The organism is Stenotrophomonas sp. 96582_Sma, assembly GCF_056480905.1.
The window spans coordinates 2,808,632-2,826,602 of sequence record NZ_CM151122.1 but is presented as its reverse complement, the minus strand read 5'-3'; the positions used below and the strand labels follow the sequence as shown (position 1 = coordinate 2,826,602).

The window sequence follows — 17,971 nt, the reverse complement described above, 5'->3', positions numbered from 1 at the left end:
TCAAAGGGAACCACGGGGGGCGGAGCTGTCACCTCGGATGATTTCGATGCCCGATGCGCGTGGGGCACTGCGCCGTGGTGCGGGTGCGCGTGCCGGGGCATCCTGGGTGCTGCGCGCGGGCGCGTTGCTGCGGCCGGCCAATGCATCGCCGTCGATGCCGGCGAAGGCGTGATTCTCTGGCCGCTGCAGCGCAAGCTGCTGTTCCGCATCCAGGCCACGCAGTGGATCAATCACCCCGCGTGCCTGCGGGAACAGCGCCAGATCGGGCTGGCCGGAATCGGCAGGGTTGCGCAGGGCGAGGAACAGCTTGCCCTGCTGTGCACCCAGCAGCAGCCGGTTGGCATCGGCCACCGGCACCGCCAGTACCGCGCTGCGTGCCGGCTGGGCGGTCCCGCTGCCCGTGCTCTGGGTGCTGCTGCTTCCGGTGATGTCGGCGGCGCGTGGATCGTTGCGGCCATCGGCCTCGTTGCTGGCAACAGCGTCATGGTTGGCCGGGGCGATGTCCTGCTGGCCATAGCTGAGCACGCGCAGGCGCGACAGCAGCAGGCGCGTCTGTGCTGCGTCGGCCGGGCCGCCGGCAGTGGATTGGGCAGTGCGCAGGTTGAGGAACACGTCGACGAAATCACCGGGCAGGATGCGGTTGCCGGCCCCCACCAGCTCGTCGACCGGGACCGCCAGTGCGCGTTCCCCGGGGCGCAGCTGCAGCGAGAATCCCTGCGCGAGTGCGTTGCTGCTGATCGCCGTGCCTTCGGCGATGTCCTGCACCGGCACCTTTCCGACCACGGCGGAAATGCTGGTGGCGGCGCCGGCAACCGGGGCGCTGCGCTGTGCGAGACGCAGTCCGTTGGCAGAGATCGGTTCGCCGGCCGGCAGTCGCGCCACCGCTTCCACCACGGTGATCGCCTGGGCTTCGCTCTGCGCTACCGGGGCAACCGTGGCCGGTGCGGCCGGCTTGCGCCCGATCATCAAGGCGATCACCGCCAGCAGCACGGCCAGCCCGATCAGGGCGACGGCAGCAATGCGGGTCAACTTGAGCATGGAACCGTCTCCTGTACCGAACGTCAGTTGCCGCTGCCGAGGTCGAGCTGAGCGACCGCGACGCTGCGGATGGGAGCCCGCATCACCCACTTGTAAAGCGTGGCGGTGCCGGGCAGGAAGGGATGGCTTGCGTAGTCGTAGCTGACCGTCACGGTCATGCACTGGGCGCTGGCCAGTCCGGCGCAGGGGGCCTGCGCGGAGACCAGAATGGCGTTGTTTCCGCCATTGCTGCAGTCGACCGGCTGACCCGAGAAGTTCAGCAGCCACTGCATCGAACTACGCGCCGCAACGCAGGCGGCGGTACGGCGTTCGTTGGCGCTGCCATAGCGCAGCGATGCACGTGCACCCTCGGCTGAGGCGGTTGCCAACGTCTGCTGGGCCGCCATGATCATCACGCCGGAGAACGTGAACAGCAGCAGCGGCAGCAGGCCCAGCATCAACATCAGCGCGAACTCGATGCTGGCCGCGCCACGTTGCCGGCGTCGGTTGTGGATGTTCATGCCACACCTCCGTACGTGCTGATGAAGACCCAGGCGATGGCGGATACCGCCAGGTAGGCGGCGTAGGGAATGCCTTGGCGTCCCTGGCGGGCGCTCTGCATCCCGCGCAGCGCCGGGTGCGAATGCCATTGCGAACTTGCCCGATGCATATGGGCTTGAAGGCCGATGGGCAGTACTGGGCCCAACCGGCGCGATACCAGCACCAGTGCGGCATGTGCGCCCGCTGCCAGGCTGGCCGCGATCCAGATCGGCAGCAGTGCCTGCCAGCCCAGCATCAATCCCAGTACCGAAAAGAATTTGACATCGCCGGCGCCCATCCAGCGCACTGCGTGGAAAGGCAGCAATGCGACCAGGCCGAGCGCCGCGCCGGCAACGTGGGAAGCCCACGGCAGGCGCGGCGCGTTGAACTGTCCGGCGATGAGCACGACAACGGTGATCGCGCATGCGGACAGCAGCCAGGCGTTGGGCACCCGACGGGCGTACAGATCGCTGATCGCGATCCGCAGGCACACACCGATGGCCAGCAATCCCAGCAGTGTCATCGCACCCTCCATTGTCCGTCAGTGGACGGTCAGCCGCCGCCTTCTGCAATGAGCCGCAAGCGCAGCCGACGGCTGCGCGGTCCCGGTCAGTTCCCGCCGGCAGGCGGTGCTGCACTACCGGAGGCCTTGGTGGCCAATGCGGAGAGATTGGTGAACAGGGTCTCGAAGAAGGACTTGATCTGCGCATTGCCGACCGCGATCAGGATGCCGGCAATCACAGCCGCCAGCAGGCCGTACTCGAGTGCGGTAACGCCATCTTCTTCCTTCAGGAACTTGCGGATCGATGCGTTCATGACGTTTGTCTCCCTCTACCTGTCTGCTACAGGACACCTGTTGGGCGGTGGCCCGGCTCCGCCGGGATCGTCCGTGGACCTCCGCACGTCCTGGCGGAGGAGGCACGGCGGGATGGACCCGCTGTGCTCAAGCAGGGTGATCGTTTCCAGGCGGGACGCCGTTCGCGCAACCGCGACCGCGCGGCGCGGGGCCGGTGGTCGACGTGTCGAGCGATACGTGCATGGTCATGCTGTCCCCCTGGGTGCGGTCATTATCAAAGACCGGATCACCGTGTTATCGACTTTGCCTGAATGGCGGCCGGCTGCAACCGGAACCTATATGCAAATTCGGCAGAATCCCATTGGTCCTTAATTTTCAAGCCGGGTTCTGTGACGGAAATCCGTTCGCCCGCACAACGATTCATCGACGTGCAGATAATGTGAGGCAGGCTTCAGGTCGCATGCGAAAACTGTGCCAAACGCGACAATCTGATTTTCACCTCTGTATCCATCTTATTCAACGCGGTGCAGATGTTTACCCCGTTGAATTATCGGGCATACTCGCATTCAAGTACTCGCGTTTCTTTTGGGGTGCGCACCTTGGCGGCGCGCATCCCGGTGATGGAAGAGATTCCATGAGAGGTGCGCGCCCTGTCAGGCAGTGGGGGCCGTACCGCACGGCGGATAATCGGGGGCGACGACACTGTCATGGTCGATGGTGGGGTAGGAGACAGCGACGACAGCGGCCTGCGGTCGATCGACCTGGCGACGCTGAGCGGCGTGCTTCGTGTATGTGATGTCGAACTGCTTCTGCTCGATGGCAATGGGCCGCGGGCGGCCTTCGCGTCACGCGTGCACGAGGAGGCGTTGTTCTGCAGCATCAGCTGTGGATTCCATTGCCGTGGACGTTTCATGCTGCCGCCGGACTGGGCGATGCTGGGGTATCTGCATGCGACCGATGAAACCCTGAGCTGGTGCCATGGCGTACCGCTTGCCCCTGGGATGGCGCTGACCGTGATGCCCGAGGGCATCAGCGAGTTCACCCTGAGCCCGGGCACGCACATGACCCTGATGCTGGTGCCGGTGGCACGGGTGCAACGCAAGCTGACCGAACTGAGCCTGCGCAGCACGCCGCCGGCCGGACAGGCGCTTTCACTGTTCAATCTCGCCAGCGAGGCCGCCCCGCTGGCACAGCATTACCAGCAGCTGCACCTGCAGCTGGGCCAGGGCACGGGCCTGCAGCCGGAAGAAACCGAGCGGCTGCTGCACGAACACGTGCAGGCACTGCTGGGTGCGGGTTCCGCCGAACGCCCGGGTTGCAGCCGTGCGCGGCGCACGCATTATCTGATCGCACAGCGGGCGGAAAACTTCATGCGCCTCAACCTGCGCCGCAATATCTACATGAATGAGATCTGCGACGCTGCCGGTGTCAGTGAGCGTGGGCTGCGCTACGCGTTCGAGGACCTGTTCGGTACGTCGCCCAATCGTTACCTGTCGATGCTGCGCCTGTGCGCAGCCTGCCGCAGCCTGTCGATGGCCGATTCCAGCCGCCGTTCGGTCAAGGCCATCGCCCTCAGTTGTGGCCTGTGGGACCTGTCGCGTTTCGCCGACAACTACCGCAAGGTCTTCGGTGAACTGCCGCGTGACACGCTGATGCGCGCACCCGCGCAGATCGGCCAGCCCGCCTGATCCAGGCCCCATAAGGGTTTCCCGGCGGTTCCTGCCGGAATTGCATATCCGCTTGCCGATATGCTTGCCGCTTCTGCATAACCGGCTGCCGATTCCGACCGTGGATTTGCCGGAATGCGCGATTGCCGTGCCGGAATGAAGTGCGCAGCCGCCGTTGCAAACGCTGAAATGTCAGTCACCTGCCTAACGGCAAGTCCACTGACATTCCAGTTGTTCGCCTACGGGGGAAATGCTCATGAACCGCATCTACCGGCGTGTATGGAACCGCCAGCTCAATGCTCTGGTTGTGGCCTCGGAACTGGCCACCGGCGATAGCGGCGGCAGCGCCGCCCGCGATCCGCGCAGTGTCCTGCTGATGCCGACCGCACTGGCCCTGGCCCTGCTGTGTGCGCTGGCCAGCGGGCATGCAGGAGCATCCGAATCCAATCAGTCGCTGCGTGATCTGCAGGCACTGGCCGCGAAATACGCGCAGCCGATGCCGGTCAAGGTCGACGCAGAAGTCGCGCTGGCCGCGGCATCGCGCCAGGCGCAGAGCAGTCCGGCGATCAGCGCAGACGCGCGTGTGGGCCTGCAGCTGAGTACGACCTCGCTGCCGATCGTGCGCGACGTGCTGCCGGCTACCGTACAGGTGAAGCTGGCGGCGAATGCCGCGCCGAAGCAGGTCGCGGTTCCTGCACTGGCCGCCGATGTTCGCGCCAATGTCGGGCTGGGGCACGCAGCGTCCAATGTGGCGAAGATGGATGCCTCGCTGGCGGCCAACGTTGCGCCGTCCGCGCATGCGCCGCTCGGTGTGGCTGCGGATGCGCAGGCGAAGGCCAGGGTTGGCATCGCCGGTGCCCAGGCGGCCTCGATCGATACCGGTGCCAAGGCGGCCGCCGCTGTTGCTGGCGCATCCGCTGGCTCGCTGTCCGGCCTCAAGGCGTCCGTTGACGGCAAGGTGGATTCGCAGCTGAAGCTGGCGGGCCACCAGATCGATGGTCAGGGGCAGGTCAAGGCGACGGCGGCGGTCACGTTGCCGGCAAAGGAGGAGCTGCCGGGCGAGACCCATGATCGTGCGATCACCGCAGCTTTCGATACCGGTGTTGCCGGCAAAGTGCGCGTGCAGGCGCCTGATGGCCAGGAAGTCGTGGCCGACCGCAATCTGAAGCTGGCCGGCCAAGCGACTGTGGCAGCGCAGAACAGCGCACTGGGCGTGGGTGGCCTGGTGGGCGGCGTTGTCGGCGCGGCAGGTGGCGCCGTGGGTGGCGTCCTTGATGGCACCGTCGGCAACACGGTTGGTGCGGTCGGCGGCGCCGTGCACGGCACGGTCGGTGCGGTGGGCGGGGCAGTGGGCAGCACGCTCAATGGCGCCGTTGGTACGGTTGGTGCAGTCGGCGGCACCGTCGGTGGTGCGCTCAACGGAACGGTCGGTTCGGTCGGCAGCACCGTCGGCGGCGCACTCAACGGTGCGGTTGGCACGGTTGGTGCAGTCGGCGGCACTGTGGGTGGTGCACTCAACGGCACGGCTGGTGCGGTCGGCAGCACCGTCGGCGGCGCACTCAATGGTGCGGTTGGCACGGTGGGTGGAGTGGGCGGCACCGTGGGCGGCACGCTCAACAATACAGTGGGTGCGGTGGGCAGCACCGTCGGCGGTGTACTCAATGGCGCTACAGGTGGCAGCACCGGCGGCCTCGGTGGCCTGCTGGGCGATACGCTTGGCAATGTCGGCGGCGCCGTCGGCAACCTGCTCAATGGCAACCTCAACGGCACCATCGGCAATCTCGGCAGTGCCGTAGGCGGCCTGGTCGGCGGCACCCTCGGCGGTCTCGGCCTGACCAAGCCCTCGGCGATCCCGCCGACCAGCCCGAAGGCGCCGGCTCCGGCCGATCCGAACGCGGGCCTGATCATCGGCACCGGTGGCCTGGTCGGCAATGTCGGGCAGCTGATCGGCCCGACCACCACCAGCCTGTTCGGCGGCAACGGCTACCTGAGCAACGGCAACCTCAAGCTCAGCAACGCCAACGTGATGCAGACCTACTCGACGGTCAATGTGCTGGGCCTGCCCGTGGTCAACCTGTCGCCGGTCGGCAGCACTCTCAACGGCCTGGGTGGCGCCGTCACCGGCGGCAGCTCGCACCTGACCCTGATCGGTGGTGTCACCTCCGACAGCTACATCTACAACATCAACAACGGCAATCCGGGCGGCCTGCTCGGGCTGCTGCTGCCGAAGGATTCGCCGGCATGGGCGGCCAAGTGCCTGGATATTGTCCTCGCCGACATCTCCTGCTGGGCAGTCAATGCGGCGCAGGACTACCAGGTGCTGATGGGTGACGGCGCCTTTGCCAACGGTTCGAAGGAAGTGGTGATCGGTGCCAATGCCCGCCACGAGCTGCCGAAGGTCGATGCCAACGTCGCCTTCCCGGGCGCCGGCACCAATGATCCGAGCAACCCGACCGGTGTGCCGACCGCGGACTACGCCGCACGCATGGGCCATTCGGTGATCGTCGGCGACAGCGCGGTGGGCACGGCCAACGGGCAGACCCTGCTCGGTGCCGAGGCGACCTCCAACCAGGCCAATTCGGTTGCACTGGGCTACCGTTCGGCCGCGCTGCGCGGTGCCCAGGCCAGCTACAGCGCCTATGGCCTCACTGCGCCGCAGGTCTCGGCCGGTGAAGTGTCGGTGGGTACCGCCGGTGGCGGCGAGCGCCAGATCACCAACGTGGCCGCCGGTAGTGTCAATACCGATGCGGTCAACGTGGCCCAGCTGAAGGGTGCCATCAGCCTGATCGATGATGTGGCGGCCGCTGCGGTGACCTACGATCTGGACGGTGCCGGTAATCCGAACTATCGCCGCGTCACGCTCGGTGCGGGCACCGGCACTACCACCATCGGCAACCTGGCCGGCGGTGCGGTCACCGCCGGCAGCCTGGAAGCGGTCAATGGCGGCCAGTTGGCGGCGACCAATGCGGCCATCGCCAGCTTCTTCGGCGGTCGCGCAGCCTTCGATCCGGCCAGCGGTGCCTTCACCGCACCACTGTTCGAGATCAGCACCATCTCCACCGGCGGTGCGATCGCCAAGGGTCTGTATGAGAACGCCACCGATGCCTTCGCCGCGGTCGATGGTTCGCTGGTCAATCTCAACACGCAGATCACCGACATCCGCAACGGTGGCACCAAGTACCTGCGGGTGAACTCGACCGGTACCGAGGCACTGGCCAGCGGCGCCGACTCGATCGCGGTCGGTACCAACGCCCGCGCCACCGCCGCCAACAGCATCGCGGTGGGTGCCGGCAGCCTGGCTGACCGTGCCAACAGCGTGTCCATCGGTGCCGCCGGTGCCGAGCGTCAGGTCACCAACCTGGCTGCGGGTACCGCCGCCACCGATGCGGTCAATGTCGGCCAGCTGCAGGCGTCGGAACAGGGGGCACTGCGCTATGACCTCAATGGCGATGGCAGCGTCAACTACGCCAGTGCCACGCTCGGCCAGACCGGCACGGCCACCACGCTGCGTAATCTCGGCCCGGGCCAGGTCAGTGCCACCAGCAGCGAGGCCATCAACGGTGCCCAGCTGTTTGCGGCCAACCAGGCCGTGGCCACCCACCTCGGTGGTGGCGCGGCGGTCAACGCCAGCGGCGTGCTGACCGCACCGACCTACTCGATCAACAACGTCGCCGCCAACGGCACCGTGACCAAGGGCAGCTACAACGACGTTGGTACCGCCTTCGATGCGGTCAGCAACTCGCTGGCCAACGTTGCCGACCAGACCGATGAGATCGACAAGCTGGCCGTGAAGTACGACGTCGATGGCAGTGGCAACGTGCTCAACAGCGTGACGCTGACGGGTACCGGCACCGGCGCGGTGAAGATCACCAACGTCGCCGCCGGCAGCATCCTGGCCGGCAGCAGTGATGCCATCACCGGCGACCAGCTGTTCAGCACGAACAGCTCCATCGCCAACTACTTCGGTGGCACCACCGCGTACAACGGCACCACCAACGTGTGGACCGCGCCGAAGTTCAGCATCTCCAGCATCGCCACCGACGGCACCTTTACCAGCGGCGACTACAACAATGTCACCGCCGCCTTCACTGCGGTGGACGGCTCGCTGAAGGTCCTCAACCAACGCATCACCAACAACAGCGGTGGCAGTGCCTACCTGGCAGTGAACTCGACCGCAGCGCCTGCAACGGCTGCCGGTGCGGAAGCGGTGGCGGTCGGCCCGCAGGCCAGTGCGGCCGGTGCCAACAGCGTGGCGGTCGGCAACGGAGCCAGCGCCAGTGCCGGCAACAGCGTCGCCCTGGGTGCCGGGTCGGTGGCCAGCGTCGGTGCGCAGAGCGGCTACACCGGCGCCTATGGCCAGACCGGCGCCAGCAACTCGGCCGGTGAGGTTTCGGTCGGCAGCACCGGCAGCGAGCGCAAGATCACCCATGTCGCCGACGGTTCCGATACGTACGACGCAACCAATGTCGGCCAGCTGAAGAACGGCGTGAACTACGCCATCGACGAATCGAAGAAGTACACCGACCAGAAGATCCAGAACATCACCAACGTGGCCGGCAGCTTCCGCGCCAACAACACCAACAACCTGGCCGATCCGTCCGCCAGCGGTGCAAACTCGGCCGCAGGTGGCGCAGGCTCCACCGCCGCCGGTGCCAACTCGACCGCGCTGGGCAATGGCTCGCAGGCGCAGGCCGACAACTCGGTGGCGCTGGGTGCGGGTTCGGTGGCGAACCGGGCCAACACGGTCTCAGTGGGTGCCGCCGGTGCCGAACGCCAGGTGGTCAACGTGGCCGACGGTTCGCAGGCGACCGACGCGGTCAACGTACGCCAGCTGCAGGCCTCGCAGCAGGGTACGATCCGTTACGACACCACGGTGAACGGCGCGACCAACTACAACAGTGTCACGCTGGGCAGCACCAACAGCGGCCCGACCACGGTGCGTAACGTCGCCGCCGGCACCGCCGGTACCGACGCAGTCAACGTCGACCAGCTGAAGTCGGGCATGGCGCAGACCCTGGACTGGTCGAAGGCCTACACCGACGAGCGCATGGGTGGCTTCGAGCGCGACCTGCGCAAGACCGACAACCGCGCCTCGGCCGGTATCGCCTCGGCAATGGCCACCGCAGCACTGCCGCAGCCCAGCGAAGCGGGCCGCAGCATGGCCTCGGTCGCCGCCGGCAGCTACAACGGCGAGTCGGGCGTGGCGGTTGGTATCTCCGGTGTCTCCGAAGGAGGGCGCTGGATCTACAAGTTCAGCGGCTCCACCAACAGCCGTGGCGAGGCCGGTGTGGCCGTCGGTGCCGGCATCCAGTGGTGATCCCCGCCGCCGGGCCGCACGCGCGGCCCGGCATCGCGGAAACGTCCAAAGGGGGAATGACATGAAACAGCATCGCATCGCCCGCACCGGCCAGATGGCCGCAGTGCTGGGCCTGGTCCTGGGAATGGGCCTGCTGGCCGCCTGCCGCAGCCATGCGCCGGCCGCCGAAGGTCCTGCCGAAACCACCGCCGTGCAGTTCCCGGAGGCCTCGAAGGCCTCGTTGAAGGAAGGCATCTATCCCGACGTCGCCGACCTGCGCCGCTTCGCGCCGGGCATGAGCAAGCGCCAGCTGTACACGCTGCTGGGCACGCCGCATTTCAATGAAGGCATGTGGGGCGTGCGCGAGTGGAACTACCTGTTCAACTTCCGCACTGCGCAGGGCGCGGAGTACTTCACCTGCCAGTTCCAGGTGCGATTCGACAGCAAGGGCATTGCCCAGGGCGGCTACTGGAAGCCTGAATCATGTGCGGCGGTGCTGGACCCGCCGCGGCCGCCGGCCCCGCCTGCACCGGCGCCGTTGCCGGAGCAGCCGTTGCGCCTGTCCGCCGATGCGCTGTTCGGTTTCGACAGCGCGGTGCTCAGTGCCGAAGGCCAGCAGGCCGTGCAGGGCGTACTGGCGCAGGTGCGCGAGGCCAGTCAGGTGCAGTCAATCCGGGTGACCGGGTATACCGACCGTATCGGCAGTGCCAGCTACAACCAGGCCCTGTCGCAGCGACGTGCCGAGGCCGTGCGCAGCGCGCTTGTGCAGGGCGGCGTGCCTGCAGCCAGCATCAGTGCCGAAGGACGCGGCGCGGCCGAGCCGATCGTACAGTGCGAGCAGCGCAACCGTCGCGAGCTGATCGCCTGCCTGGCGCCGAACCGGCGCGTGCAGATTGCCGGAATGGCCCAGCCGCGCTGAGAGTCCCGCACCGGGGCAAGTCCCCGGCATCCCGAGTCCCCCCTGACCGCCGGCAGGACGTGGCCACGTCTCCCCCGTTGTCCACGCCTGCCGGCGGCTCAGGTTTTCCATGGTGCACGCGATGAACGCCCAATTCCTGCCTCTTTCCATGAAGACGGAAACCACACTGAGTGTGTACGGCCAGCTCGGCAATCATGCGGTGGTGCGCATTCCCGGGCGGCGCCTGCCGGGGTTGATCCTGCAGGCCGATACCGTGGCCGGCTTCCTCGCCCAGCTGCAGGAAGCCCAGGCCTGCCTGCGCAGTGGGCGCGCACAGCGCACCGACGCCGAGCTGGACATGCTGATCGACGTGCTGCAGCAGTGGTATGCGCTGATTGAATCGCGCCTGGCGGACGCCGGCGAGGCGCTGTAGTAGAAAAAGGGGACGGAGGGGATTAAGTCGTTCTTGCCCCGGCTGTGCCGGAAACGACTTAATCCCCTCCGTCCCCTTTTTTGTATCAGGCGCGGGCGCGGACCAGCCAACAGGCGGCATCGACGCGCACACGGTCGCCTTCGATGAAGGGCGCGAACGCGGCCAGCGCCTTGTTTCGAAGTGCGTCGGCGCGGTCTTCGGGCAGGTTCCGCAGCGCCAAGCCCAACGGGCCCAGCTGGCCGACATAGGTCGGCAGTTCATCGCGGGCGATCGAGCAGGGCAGGTCTACCGCGACCAACTCCACATCCTTCCAGCCGGCGGCCTGCAACAGACGCTGCACGCGCTGGCCATCGGCAAAGGCAAATTGGCCGGGTGCTCCTGGTGCGCGTGGGGGTAGATCGAGTTCATCGCCAATGGCACGCTCAGCCGTCGTCATGAATGGGTTCTCCTCTGTGCTGCGCCAGGCGATGAAACGCAGGCCGGCACCCGGTCGCGCGGCGCGGTGCAGGTTGGCGAAGGCCGCGCCGGTATCCTCGAAGAACATCACACCCAGCCGCGACTGGATCCAGTCGAAGTGCGCGGAGGGCAGCGGATGCTGCTGCGCGTCGGCCACGATGAAGTCCGCGTCCAGTCCTGCCGCCTCGGCGCGCTGACGGGCCAGTGCCAGCATCGGCGCGGAGATGTCCAGGCCGGTGCTGTGTGTCGCCGGGCGAGCGGCGGCTGATGCCAGCAGGCTGGCGCCGGTGCCACAGCCGATATCGAGCAGTTGCGTGACGGTTTGCGGAAGCTCGGCCACCAGCAGGTCGGCCATCGGCTGGAACAGACCATCGAGGATGGCCTGCTGGGCGACCCAGATCTGGCCGCCAGGGCCATTCCAGAGCGCATTCTGATCAACGGGGGATGTACTGGCCATGGCCTTGTCCTGCCGGGAAGTTGCCCATAGGTTGATGCTTGAAGGCGACTTGAGGTCAAGCCCATGAGTGAACTGGATATCGGCGAGGTGGTGAAGCGCAGTGGCGTGCCGGCCTCGACCCTGCGTTACTACGAGCAGCTCGGGTTGTTGCAGTCGCTGGGCCGTCGCGGCCTGCGTCGGCAGTACGACGATCAGGTGCTGGAGCGCCTGGCGTTGATCGGCCTTGGCCAGTCGGCCGGGTTGTCGCTGCAGCAGATCGGGTTGTCGCTGCCGCCTCAGCGCGGATGCATTACGCTGGATCGTGAAGCCCTGCTGGCACAGGCCGATGTCCTGCAGCAGCAGATCACCCAGCTGCAGCGGGTGCGCCGCCATCTACAGCGCGCGGCGGCCTGCCCGGAAGCACAGGACGCGCGCCAGTGCGGTTCGTTCCGCAAGTTGTTGAGGGCCCAGCAGCGCATGGCGGGTGGGTGAGAGAAGCGCATCCACGCATGGCGTGGATCTACTGCACCACGACCTCGGTAGATCCACGCCATGCGTGGATGAATCAATCGCGGGTACTGATTTCCCAGGTGGCATGCAGCACGCCAGGCACATGCTCCATCCGCGCCAGCACCACGTCCAGCTCATCGGCACTCACGGCGGTACTGACCAGCACCGCGATCACATCGGTGGGCGCGTCGGCATGCTCGACCACCTGCACATCACCGACCGGATACTGCGCCGCTTCCAGCGCATCGACCAGGCGTTCGCGTACACGTGGCACCGCTTCGGCATCCACACTCAGGCGCACCTCGTAGGTGGCCTCGGTGGCCGTCTCGTTGATCGGGATGCGGTTGATCGCATTCACCAGCGGCCGCAGCAGGGTGTTGCCGGCGATGATCAAGACCGTCAGCAGCACGCCCTCGGCCAGCATGTCCGCGCCGGTACAGCTGCCGACCGCCGCCGAGCACCACAACGTGGCGGCGGTGTTCAGCCCGCGCACGTTCATGCCTTCCTTCATGATCACGCCGGCACCGAGGAAGCCGACGCCGGAGACCACGTAGGAGATCACCCGCACCGCCTCGGCGCTGCCGGCGATGCGCATGCCCAGGTCGACGAAGGCAGCGGCGCCGACCGCCACCAGCACGTTGGTGCGCAGGCCTGCGGTGCGTTGGCGGTACTGGCGCTCGGCGCCGATCAGCGTGCCCAGCACGAAGGCGGCCAGCAGGCTGACCACGGTGTCGGCGAAGGGGCCGGCCTGGAAGGTTTCAATGAAGCGCATGGCCGGAGTCTACCCGGTCGAGGTGACAGTAGATCCACGCCATGCGTGGATTTCGAGGCGGCCAGAAACGACTTAATCCCCTCCGTCCCCTTTTTGCGGGGTCAGTCGGTGTCCTCGACGCGCTCGCCCATCAGTTCGCGCTGGCGCTTGTCCAGTTCCTCGGCGTAGCGCTTGCGTACGAAGGCTTCGGAGACCACGCCCAGCACCTGGCCGTCGGCAGCGACCACGGCCAGTTCGTCGGCCTGGGTGTGGTCGAAGCGCTGCATCACGGTGACCACGTCCGCGCTTGGCAGCAGTGACACGTCGCGGTTTTCCGCCAGTTCGCCGATCGTGGTTTCGGGCTTCACGCCGTCGCCGTAGACGTGCGGAATCTGCACGATGCCGGCGTAATGGCCTTCGCTGTCGATCAGGATCACGCGGCTGCCCGAGCCCAGCGGGAAGCGCTGGCGGAAGGCGGCGGCGTCGAGGTCGGCCGGCGCGGTGGCCACGCCCTTGCGCATCAGCCGGCCGGCGTTGAGGTTCTGCACCCAGCCCACGTCGCGGGCGCTCTTGATGGTCTCGCCGCGCAGGTGCATGCGCCAGGTCGAGAACGAATAACCGAACCACTGCCGCACCAGCGTGCTGGAGACCAGCACCGCGCTCATCACCACGCTGGTCAGCAGGAAGTCGTGGGTGCCTTCCAGCACCAGCATGGCCATGGTCATCGGTGCGCCGACCACCGCAGCGGCCAGTGCGGCCATGCCGGCCAGCGCGGCCGAGGTGGCGTCGATCACCGGCACGCCGGTGGCCATCGCCAGCAGGCCGGCGAACAGGGCGCCGACCAGGGTGCCCATGAACAGCGAGGCGAAGAACAGGCCGCCGCGGAAGCCGAAGCCAAGCGAGATGCCCGATGCCAGGCACTTCAGGGTCAGCAGGCCGCCGATCCAGATCAGTGGCAGGTGCGTGGTCAGGTCCAGATGCAGCGCGCCATGGCCGGACGACAGCACCTGTGGGCTGGCCAGCGCCAGCGGGATCAGCAGCAGGCCACCGACGACCGGCCGGCCCCATAGCGGCAACGGGCTGCGCTTGACCGTGCCTTCGATCGAAGCGATCAGCCGCATCACCGCGATGCCGACCATCGCGCAGCAGCACCCCAGCAGGCCATAGATGGCGTAGTCGGCGGCGCGCACATCGATGGTCGAGGCAGCGGGCAGCAGATAGGCCTCGATGCCGGCCTGGTCGGCCACGAATGCACCGGCCAGCGCAGCGACGGCTACCGGGGCCAGTGCGGCCGGGGTATAGGCGCCGATGACGATCTCGAAGGCGTAGAACGCACCAGCCAGCGGTGCACCGAAGGCGGCGGCGATGGCACCGGCGGCACCGGCGCCGACCAGGATGCGCACATCGTTGCGGCGCAGGCGCATCACCCGGCCCAGCTGCGAGCCGCTGCCCGCGCCCATCTGCGTGTACGACGCTTCCAGTCCGACCGAGGCGCCACAGCCGTTGGACAGCAGGGTCTGGGTCAGCACGATCAGGTTGTCGCGCATCGACATGCGGCCGCCATGCAGGGCGTTGGCTTCCACCGCATCGAGCAGGGGCCGCTTGAGCCGGGTCGCAGCCAGGCTGACCAGCCCGACCAGCAGGCCACCGAGCGGCAGCACCAGCAGCGCGGTCCAGGTCAGCGAGGGCAGGGAGCTCAGGCGCATGCCGTCGTCCAGCCCGTACAGAGTGCCCTGCAGCCAGCGTGCGATGCCGGACTGCAGCAAGGTCAGGTAGCCGGCGATCAGGCCGACCAGCAGGGCAAGCGCAATGAACCACAAGTCACTGCCGCGCAGCCGCAGGCGCAGGCCCTGGAAGGCCGCATGCAGGCGCGATGGCGAAACAGGCAGTGACATGGTGGCGGCATGATACGCCGCCACCGTGATCGCCGCCGTCACTGCATCGGGCGGTTACTGCGTCAGAAGCGGTAGCGGCCCTGCACGTAGAAGGTGCGCGGCGCAGCCACCATGCGGCCGGCGTTGCCATCGACGTTGCGGGTATACCAGCGCTTGTCGGCCAGGTTGTTCACGCCCAGCGCGATCTCGCTGTCACCCAGTCCCGGCACCTGCCAGGCCACCTGCGCGTTCCACAGGCGTACGCCCGGCACGCGGCCCACGCGCGCATCGGCGCTCTCGGCGCAGGTGTTGGCGGCGTCGGAGAACTGGCCGCTCTGGTGGGTGCTGGAGACATTGAAGGTCCAGCCGGCCAGTGCATAGCGTGCGCCGACGCTGTCGGTGTCGCGCGAGTAGAACGGCACGTCCAGGCCACGGTTGTCGCCGGACTGCTGGATCGCCTTGGTCCAGGTGTAGTTGGCGTACAGCTCCAGACCGGCCAGTGCGCTGTCTTCGGCGAAGCGGTACTCCAGCGCGCTTTCCACGCCCTTGTGGTCGGTGGCGCCGATGTTCTGGAAGGTCGGCGGGGTGATGCCTGGCACCTGCAGGATCTGGTTGTCGAAGCGCATCTTGAACACGGTCACTTCCGCGCGCAGTGCACCGTCCTGCCAGCGCGCACCGAGTTCGGTGGTCTTGGCGATTTCCGGATTCAGCGGGTTGCTGGCGGTCTGTGAGTTCAGCTGGATGTTCTGCACCGGCCCGAACGAGGTGGTGTAGTTGCCGAACACGGTCAGCTGCGGAGTCAGCAGGTAGGCGACGTTGATCGAGGGCAGGGCCTTGTCGTTGCGGCTGCTGAAGGTCGCCGCGCCACCCGCCTGGCGGCGGTCCATGTCGATCCACTCCATGCGCACGCCCGGGGTGATCCGCCACTGGCCGATCGCGATGCGGTCGTCGATGTAGAAGGCGTGTGCGTCGGTGGCGTTGTCGAAGCGGGTGGTGGCACTGGCCGCGCCGGTGCGGCGGGTGACTGTGTAGCTGCGGTCGTTGCCACGCTCTCGCAGGAAGCGGTAGCCGGCGGTGATGTCGTGCACGCTGGCGCCCCAGTGCAGGCGCTGGGTGTAGCGCGGCTCGATGCCGAGCACACGGTAGTCGCGCGGCTGCACGGTCAGCTGGGTATTGGCGGCGTTGATCAGCGAGCTGGCACGGCTGCTTTCGTTGTAATAGGCCAGTACCTCGAACTCGCTGTTGGCCGAGAGCGTATTGGTGTAGCCCAGGTCGATGCCGGTGCGGTGGCCTTTCCAGAAATCGGTGGGGCGTGTGTTCTGGAACGGGTCGGCTTCGTACTGGGCGCGGGTCAGGCCACCCGGGGTCAGCGAGCGCACATCGTAGTAGGAGAGCTTGGCGCGCAGTTCCTGCTGTTCGTCGATGGCGTACGCGAACTTCAGCGCGAGGTCGTTGAAACGGTCATCGCTGCCCTGGCGCCAGCCGCGGCCATCCTGGCCGGAGTACAGCAGGGCCGCGCCCAGGCCGTTGTCGCCGGTGCCGCCGAGGAAGGCGTTGTACTGGGTGCTGTCGCCGCCGCCGTGGTCGTAGGCGGTGTAGCGCACGCCGGCCTCACCGTGCAGGCCGGCACCGGTGGGAATGGCGCGGGTACTGAAGTTGATGATGCCGCCCACGTTCTGCGGCCCGTAGCGCACCGCGCCGCCGCCACGCACCACGTCGATCGACTCGATGTTGGACAGGCTGGTCGGTGCGAACGACAGCTGCGGCTGGCCATACGGCGCCACCGCCAGCGGCACGCCATCGAGCAGCACGGTCGAGCGCGGCGAGTAGCGCCCGGTCAGGCCGCGCACGCCGATGTTCAGCGAGACCGAACTGCCGGCGGTGCCGGAGTTGTCGGTGACCTGCACGCCGGGGATGCGGCGCATGGCATCGCCGATGCTGGCCGCGCCGCTGGCCTCGATGCGCTGGCGGTCGACCACCGTCCGTGCGCCGGCGAAGCGCTTGACGCTGTCATGCAGGCCGGTGCCCAGCCAGCTGCCGGAAACCTGGATGCTGTCCAGCGTGGTGGCGCCGTCCTGGGCGAAGGCGCTGGCGGCCGGAATCAGGCACAGGGCGAGGGCGGCAGCCAGTGGCAGGCGGGCCGTTTGCGGGGCGTGGGTGGGCATCGGTGCGGGTTGTGGAAGGTCGTAAATGAGAATTATTGCTGATTCCATTCGCCAATGGAATGCGCCTCCGGTTCATGCTGACGGGCCGATGGTAAAGTAGGTGATTGCTTCCTGACTCGCTGAGATCTGCCATGTCCCAAGCCGCTTTCTACCCCGTCGGAACCCCTGGCAAGCCGTGGGGAGCGGCGGAACGGGAGGCGTGGCGTGGCCGCCAGCGGCGCCTGCGTCGCTATGACGAGGAAGTGCTGCCGCGCATCGAAGCCCTGGCATTGCGCTTCGACAAGGTGGCCTATGGCCAGCTCGATTACGCCGGCGAGACCTACACACTGTTCGCCCTGCGCAGCCGCGACTGGAACCCGGCGCTGCCGGCCGCGCTGGTCACCGGTGGCGTGCACGGCTACGAGACCAGCGGCGTGATGGGCGCGCTGGAGTTTCTCGAAAAGCACGCGGCCGATTACGCCGGCAAGGCCAACCTGCTGGTGGCGCCGTGCGTGAATCCGTGGGGCTTCGAGCGCATCAACCGCTGGAACTTCGATGCGATCGACCCGAACCGCAATTTCCGCGCCGATGGCCCGGCCCGTGAGTCGACCGCGTTGATCGAGCTGATCACACCGATCAAGGGCCAGTTCGTGCTGCACATCGACCTGCACGAAACCACCGACAGCGACGAGAGCGAGTTCCGCCCGGCGCTGGCGGCGCGCGACGGCAAGCCGTTCGAGCCGGGCCTGATTCCGGATGGCTTCTATCTGGTGGACGACAGCGAGGCCCCGCAGGCGGCCTTCCAGCAGGCGGTGATCGCCGCAGTGGAAAAGGTTACTCACATCGCGCCGGCCGACGACAAGGGCGAGATCATCGGTTCGCCGGTGGTGGCGCATGGCGTGATCGAGTACCCGCTGGTGAAGCTGGGCCTGTGCGCCAGCATTACCGGGGCGAAGTACACCACCACCACCGAGGTCTACCCAGACAGCCCGCGCGCGACCCCGCAGCAGTGCAACGACGCACAGGTGGCGGCGGTGTGCTCGGCGCTGGATTACGCGCTAGCCCATCGTTGACCGGTAGTGCCGGCCGCTGGCCGGCAATCGAAAAAGGGGACGGAGGGGATTAAGTCGTTTGTGCCACAAACGACTTAATC

General features: G+C 67.2%; 14 protein-coding genes. 6 read left to right on the top strand and 8 right to left on the bottom strand.

All coding sequences use genetic code 11. The annotated features are described in order from the left end of the window. The 4 genes from cpaB to ACZK2R_RS13060 all read right to left on the bottom strand — a co-directional run bounded on the left by cpaB (position 1) and on the right by ACZK2R_RS13060 (position 2,373). On the bottom strand, positions 1-1,038 hold the full coding sequence (gene cpaB / locus ACZK2R_RS13075) for a Flp pilus assembly protein CpaB (RefSeq protein WP_180837643.1): 1,038 nt from the start codon (positions 1,036-1,038) through the stop codon (positions 1-3). Positions 1,039-1,061: 23 nt separating this feature from the next. Beyond that, on the bottom strand, positions 1,062-1,538 hold the full coding sequence (locus ACZK2R_RS13070; RefSeq protein ID WP_049398481.1) for a TadE/TadG family type IV pilus assembly protein: 477 nt from the start codon (positions 1,536-1,538) through the stop codon (positions 1,062-1,064). Then, complete coding sequence (locus ACZK2R_RS13065) at positions 1,535-2,080, bottom strand: A24 family peptidase (protein ID WP_125894372.1); 546 nt, start codon at positions 2,078-2,080, stop codon at positions 1,535-1,537. Before ACZK2R_RS13065 ends, ACZK2R_RS13070 begins: the two co-directional genes overlap by 4 nt. Before the next feature lie 86 nt (positions 2,081-2,166). Beyond that, the gene (locus ACZK2R_RS13060; protein WP_126927984.1) at positions 2,167-2,373 is read right to left on the bottom strand and encodes a Flp family type IVb pilin; all 207 of its coding nucleotides are present in this window, start codon (positions 2,371-2,373) and stop codon (positions 2,167-2,169) included. 687 nt (positions 2,374-3,060) lie between these two features. On the opposite strand from ACZK2R_RS13060, the gene ACZK2R_RS13055 reads away from it, so the two are divergent. The 4 genes from ACZK2R_RS13055 (at position 3,061) to ACZK2R_RS13040 (ending at position 10,647) form a co-directional block, all read left to right on the top strand. Next, entirely contained in the window at positions 3,061-4,041 is a 981-nt protein-coding gene (locus tag ACZK2R_RS13055) for an AraC family transcriptional regulator (RefSeq protein WP_032128070.1), read from the top strand. Positions 4,042-4,276: 235 nt separating this feature from the next. Then, positions 4,277-9,337, top strand: a complete 5,061-nt coding sequence (locus ACZK2R_RS13050; RefSeq protein WP_180837642.1) for a YadA-like family protein — start codon at positions 4,277-4,279, stop codon at positions 9,335-9,337. A gap of 61 nt (positions 9,338-9,398) precedes the next feature. After that, on the top strand, positions 9,399-10,235 hold the full coding sequence (locus ACZK2R_RS13045; protein WP_125894375.1) for an OmpA family protein: 837 nt from the start codon (positions 9,399-9,401) through the stop codon (positions 10,233-10,235). Positions 10,236-10,356: 121 nt separating this feature from the next. Next, a complete protein-coding gene (locus ACZK2R_RS13040; RefSeq protein WP_019659952.1) occupies positions 10,357-10,647 on the top strand; it encodes a DUF6959 family protein in 291 nt (96 codons plus the stop codon). A gap of 85 nt (positions 10,648-10,732) precedes the next feature. Here ACZK2R_RS13040 and ACZK2R_RS13035 read toward each other — a convergent pair whose 3' ends face one another. Continuing rightward, the gene (locus ACZK2R_RS13035) at positions 10,733-11,560 is read right to left on the bottom strand and encodes a class I SAM-dependent methyltransferase (RefSeq protein WP_180837641.1); all 828 of its coding nucleotides are present in this window, start codon (positions 11,558-11,560) and stop codon (positions 10,733-10,735) included. A 63-nt stretch (positions 11,561-11,623) separates the two neighbouring features. Between ACZK2R_RS13035 and ACZK2R_RS13030 the strand changes: the two genes are divergently transcribed. Then, positions 11,624-12,031 (top strand): MerR family transcriptional regulator, encoded by a 408-nt coding sequence (locus ACZK2R_RS13030; protein ID WP_180837640.1) that lies wholly within the window; start codon positions 11,624-11,626, stop codon positions 12,029-12,031. A gap of 73 nt (positions 12,032-12,104) precedes the next feature. Here ACZK2R_RS13030 and ACZK2R_RS13025 read toward each other — a convergent pair whose 3' ends face one another. The 3 genes from ACZK2R_RS13025 to ACZK2R_RS13015 all read right to left on the bottom strand — a co-directional run bounded on the left by ACZK2R_RS13025 (position 12,105) and on the right by ACZK2R_RS13015 (position 16,839). Then, complete coding sequence (locus ACZK2R_RS13025; RefSeq protein ID WP_012511332.1) at positions 12,105-12,821, bottom strand: MgtC/SapB family protein; 717 nt, start codon at positions 12,819-12,821, stop codon at positions 12,105-12,107. Between the two features lie 101 nt (positions 12,822-12,922). Then, entirely contained in the window at positions 12,923-14,695 is a 1,773-nt protein-coding gene (locus ACZK2R_RS13020; RefSeq protein WP_219630873.1) for a chloride channel protein, read from the bottom strand. Between the two features lie 62 nt (positions 14,696-14,757). Continuing rightward, positions 14,758-16,839 (bottom strand): TonB-dependent receptor family protein, encoded by a 2,082-nt coding sequence (locus ACZK2R_RS13015; protein ID WP_180837638.1) that lies wholly within the window; start codon positions 16,837-16,839, stop codon positions 14,758-14,760. Positions 16,840-16,970: 131 nt separating this feature from the next. Between ACZK2R_RS13015 and ACZK2R_RS13010 the strand changes: the two genes are divergently transcribed. Beyond that, entirely contained in the window at positions 16,971-17,891 is a 921-nt protein-coding gene (locus tag ACZK2R_RS13010) for a M14 family metallopeptidase (protein ID WP_180837637.1), read from the top strand. Positions 17,892-17,971 lie beyond the last annotated feature (80 nt).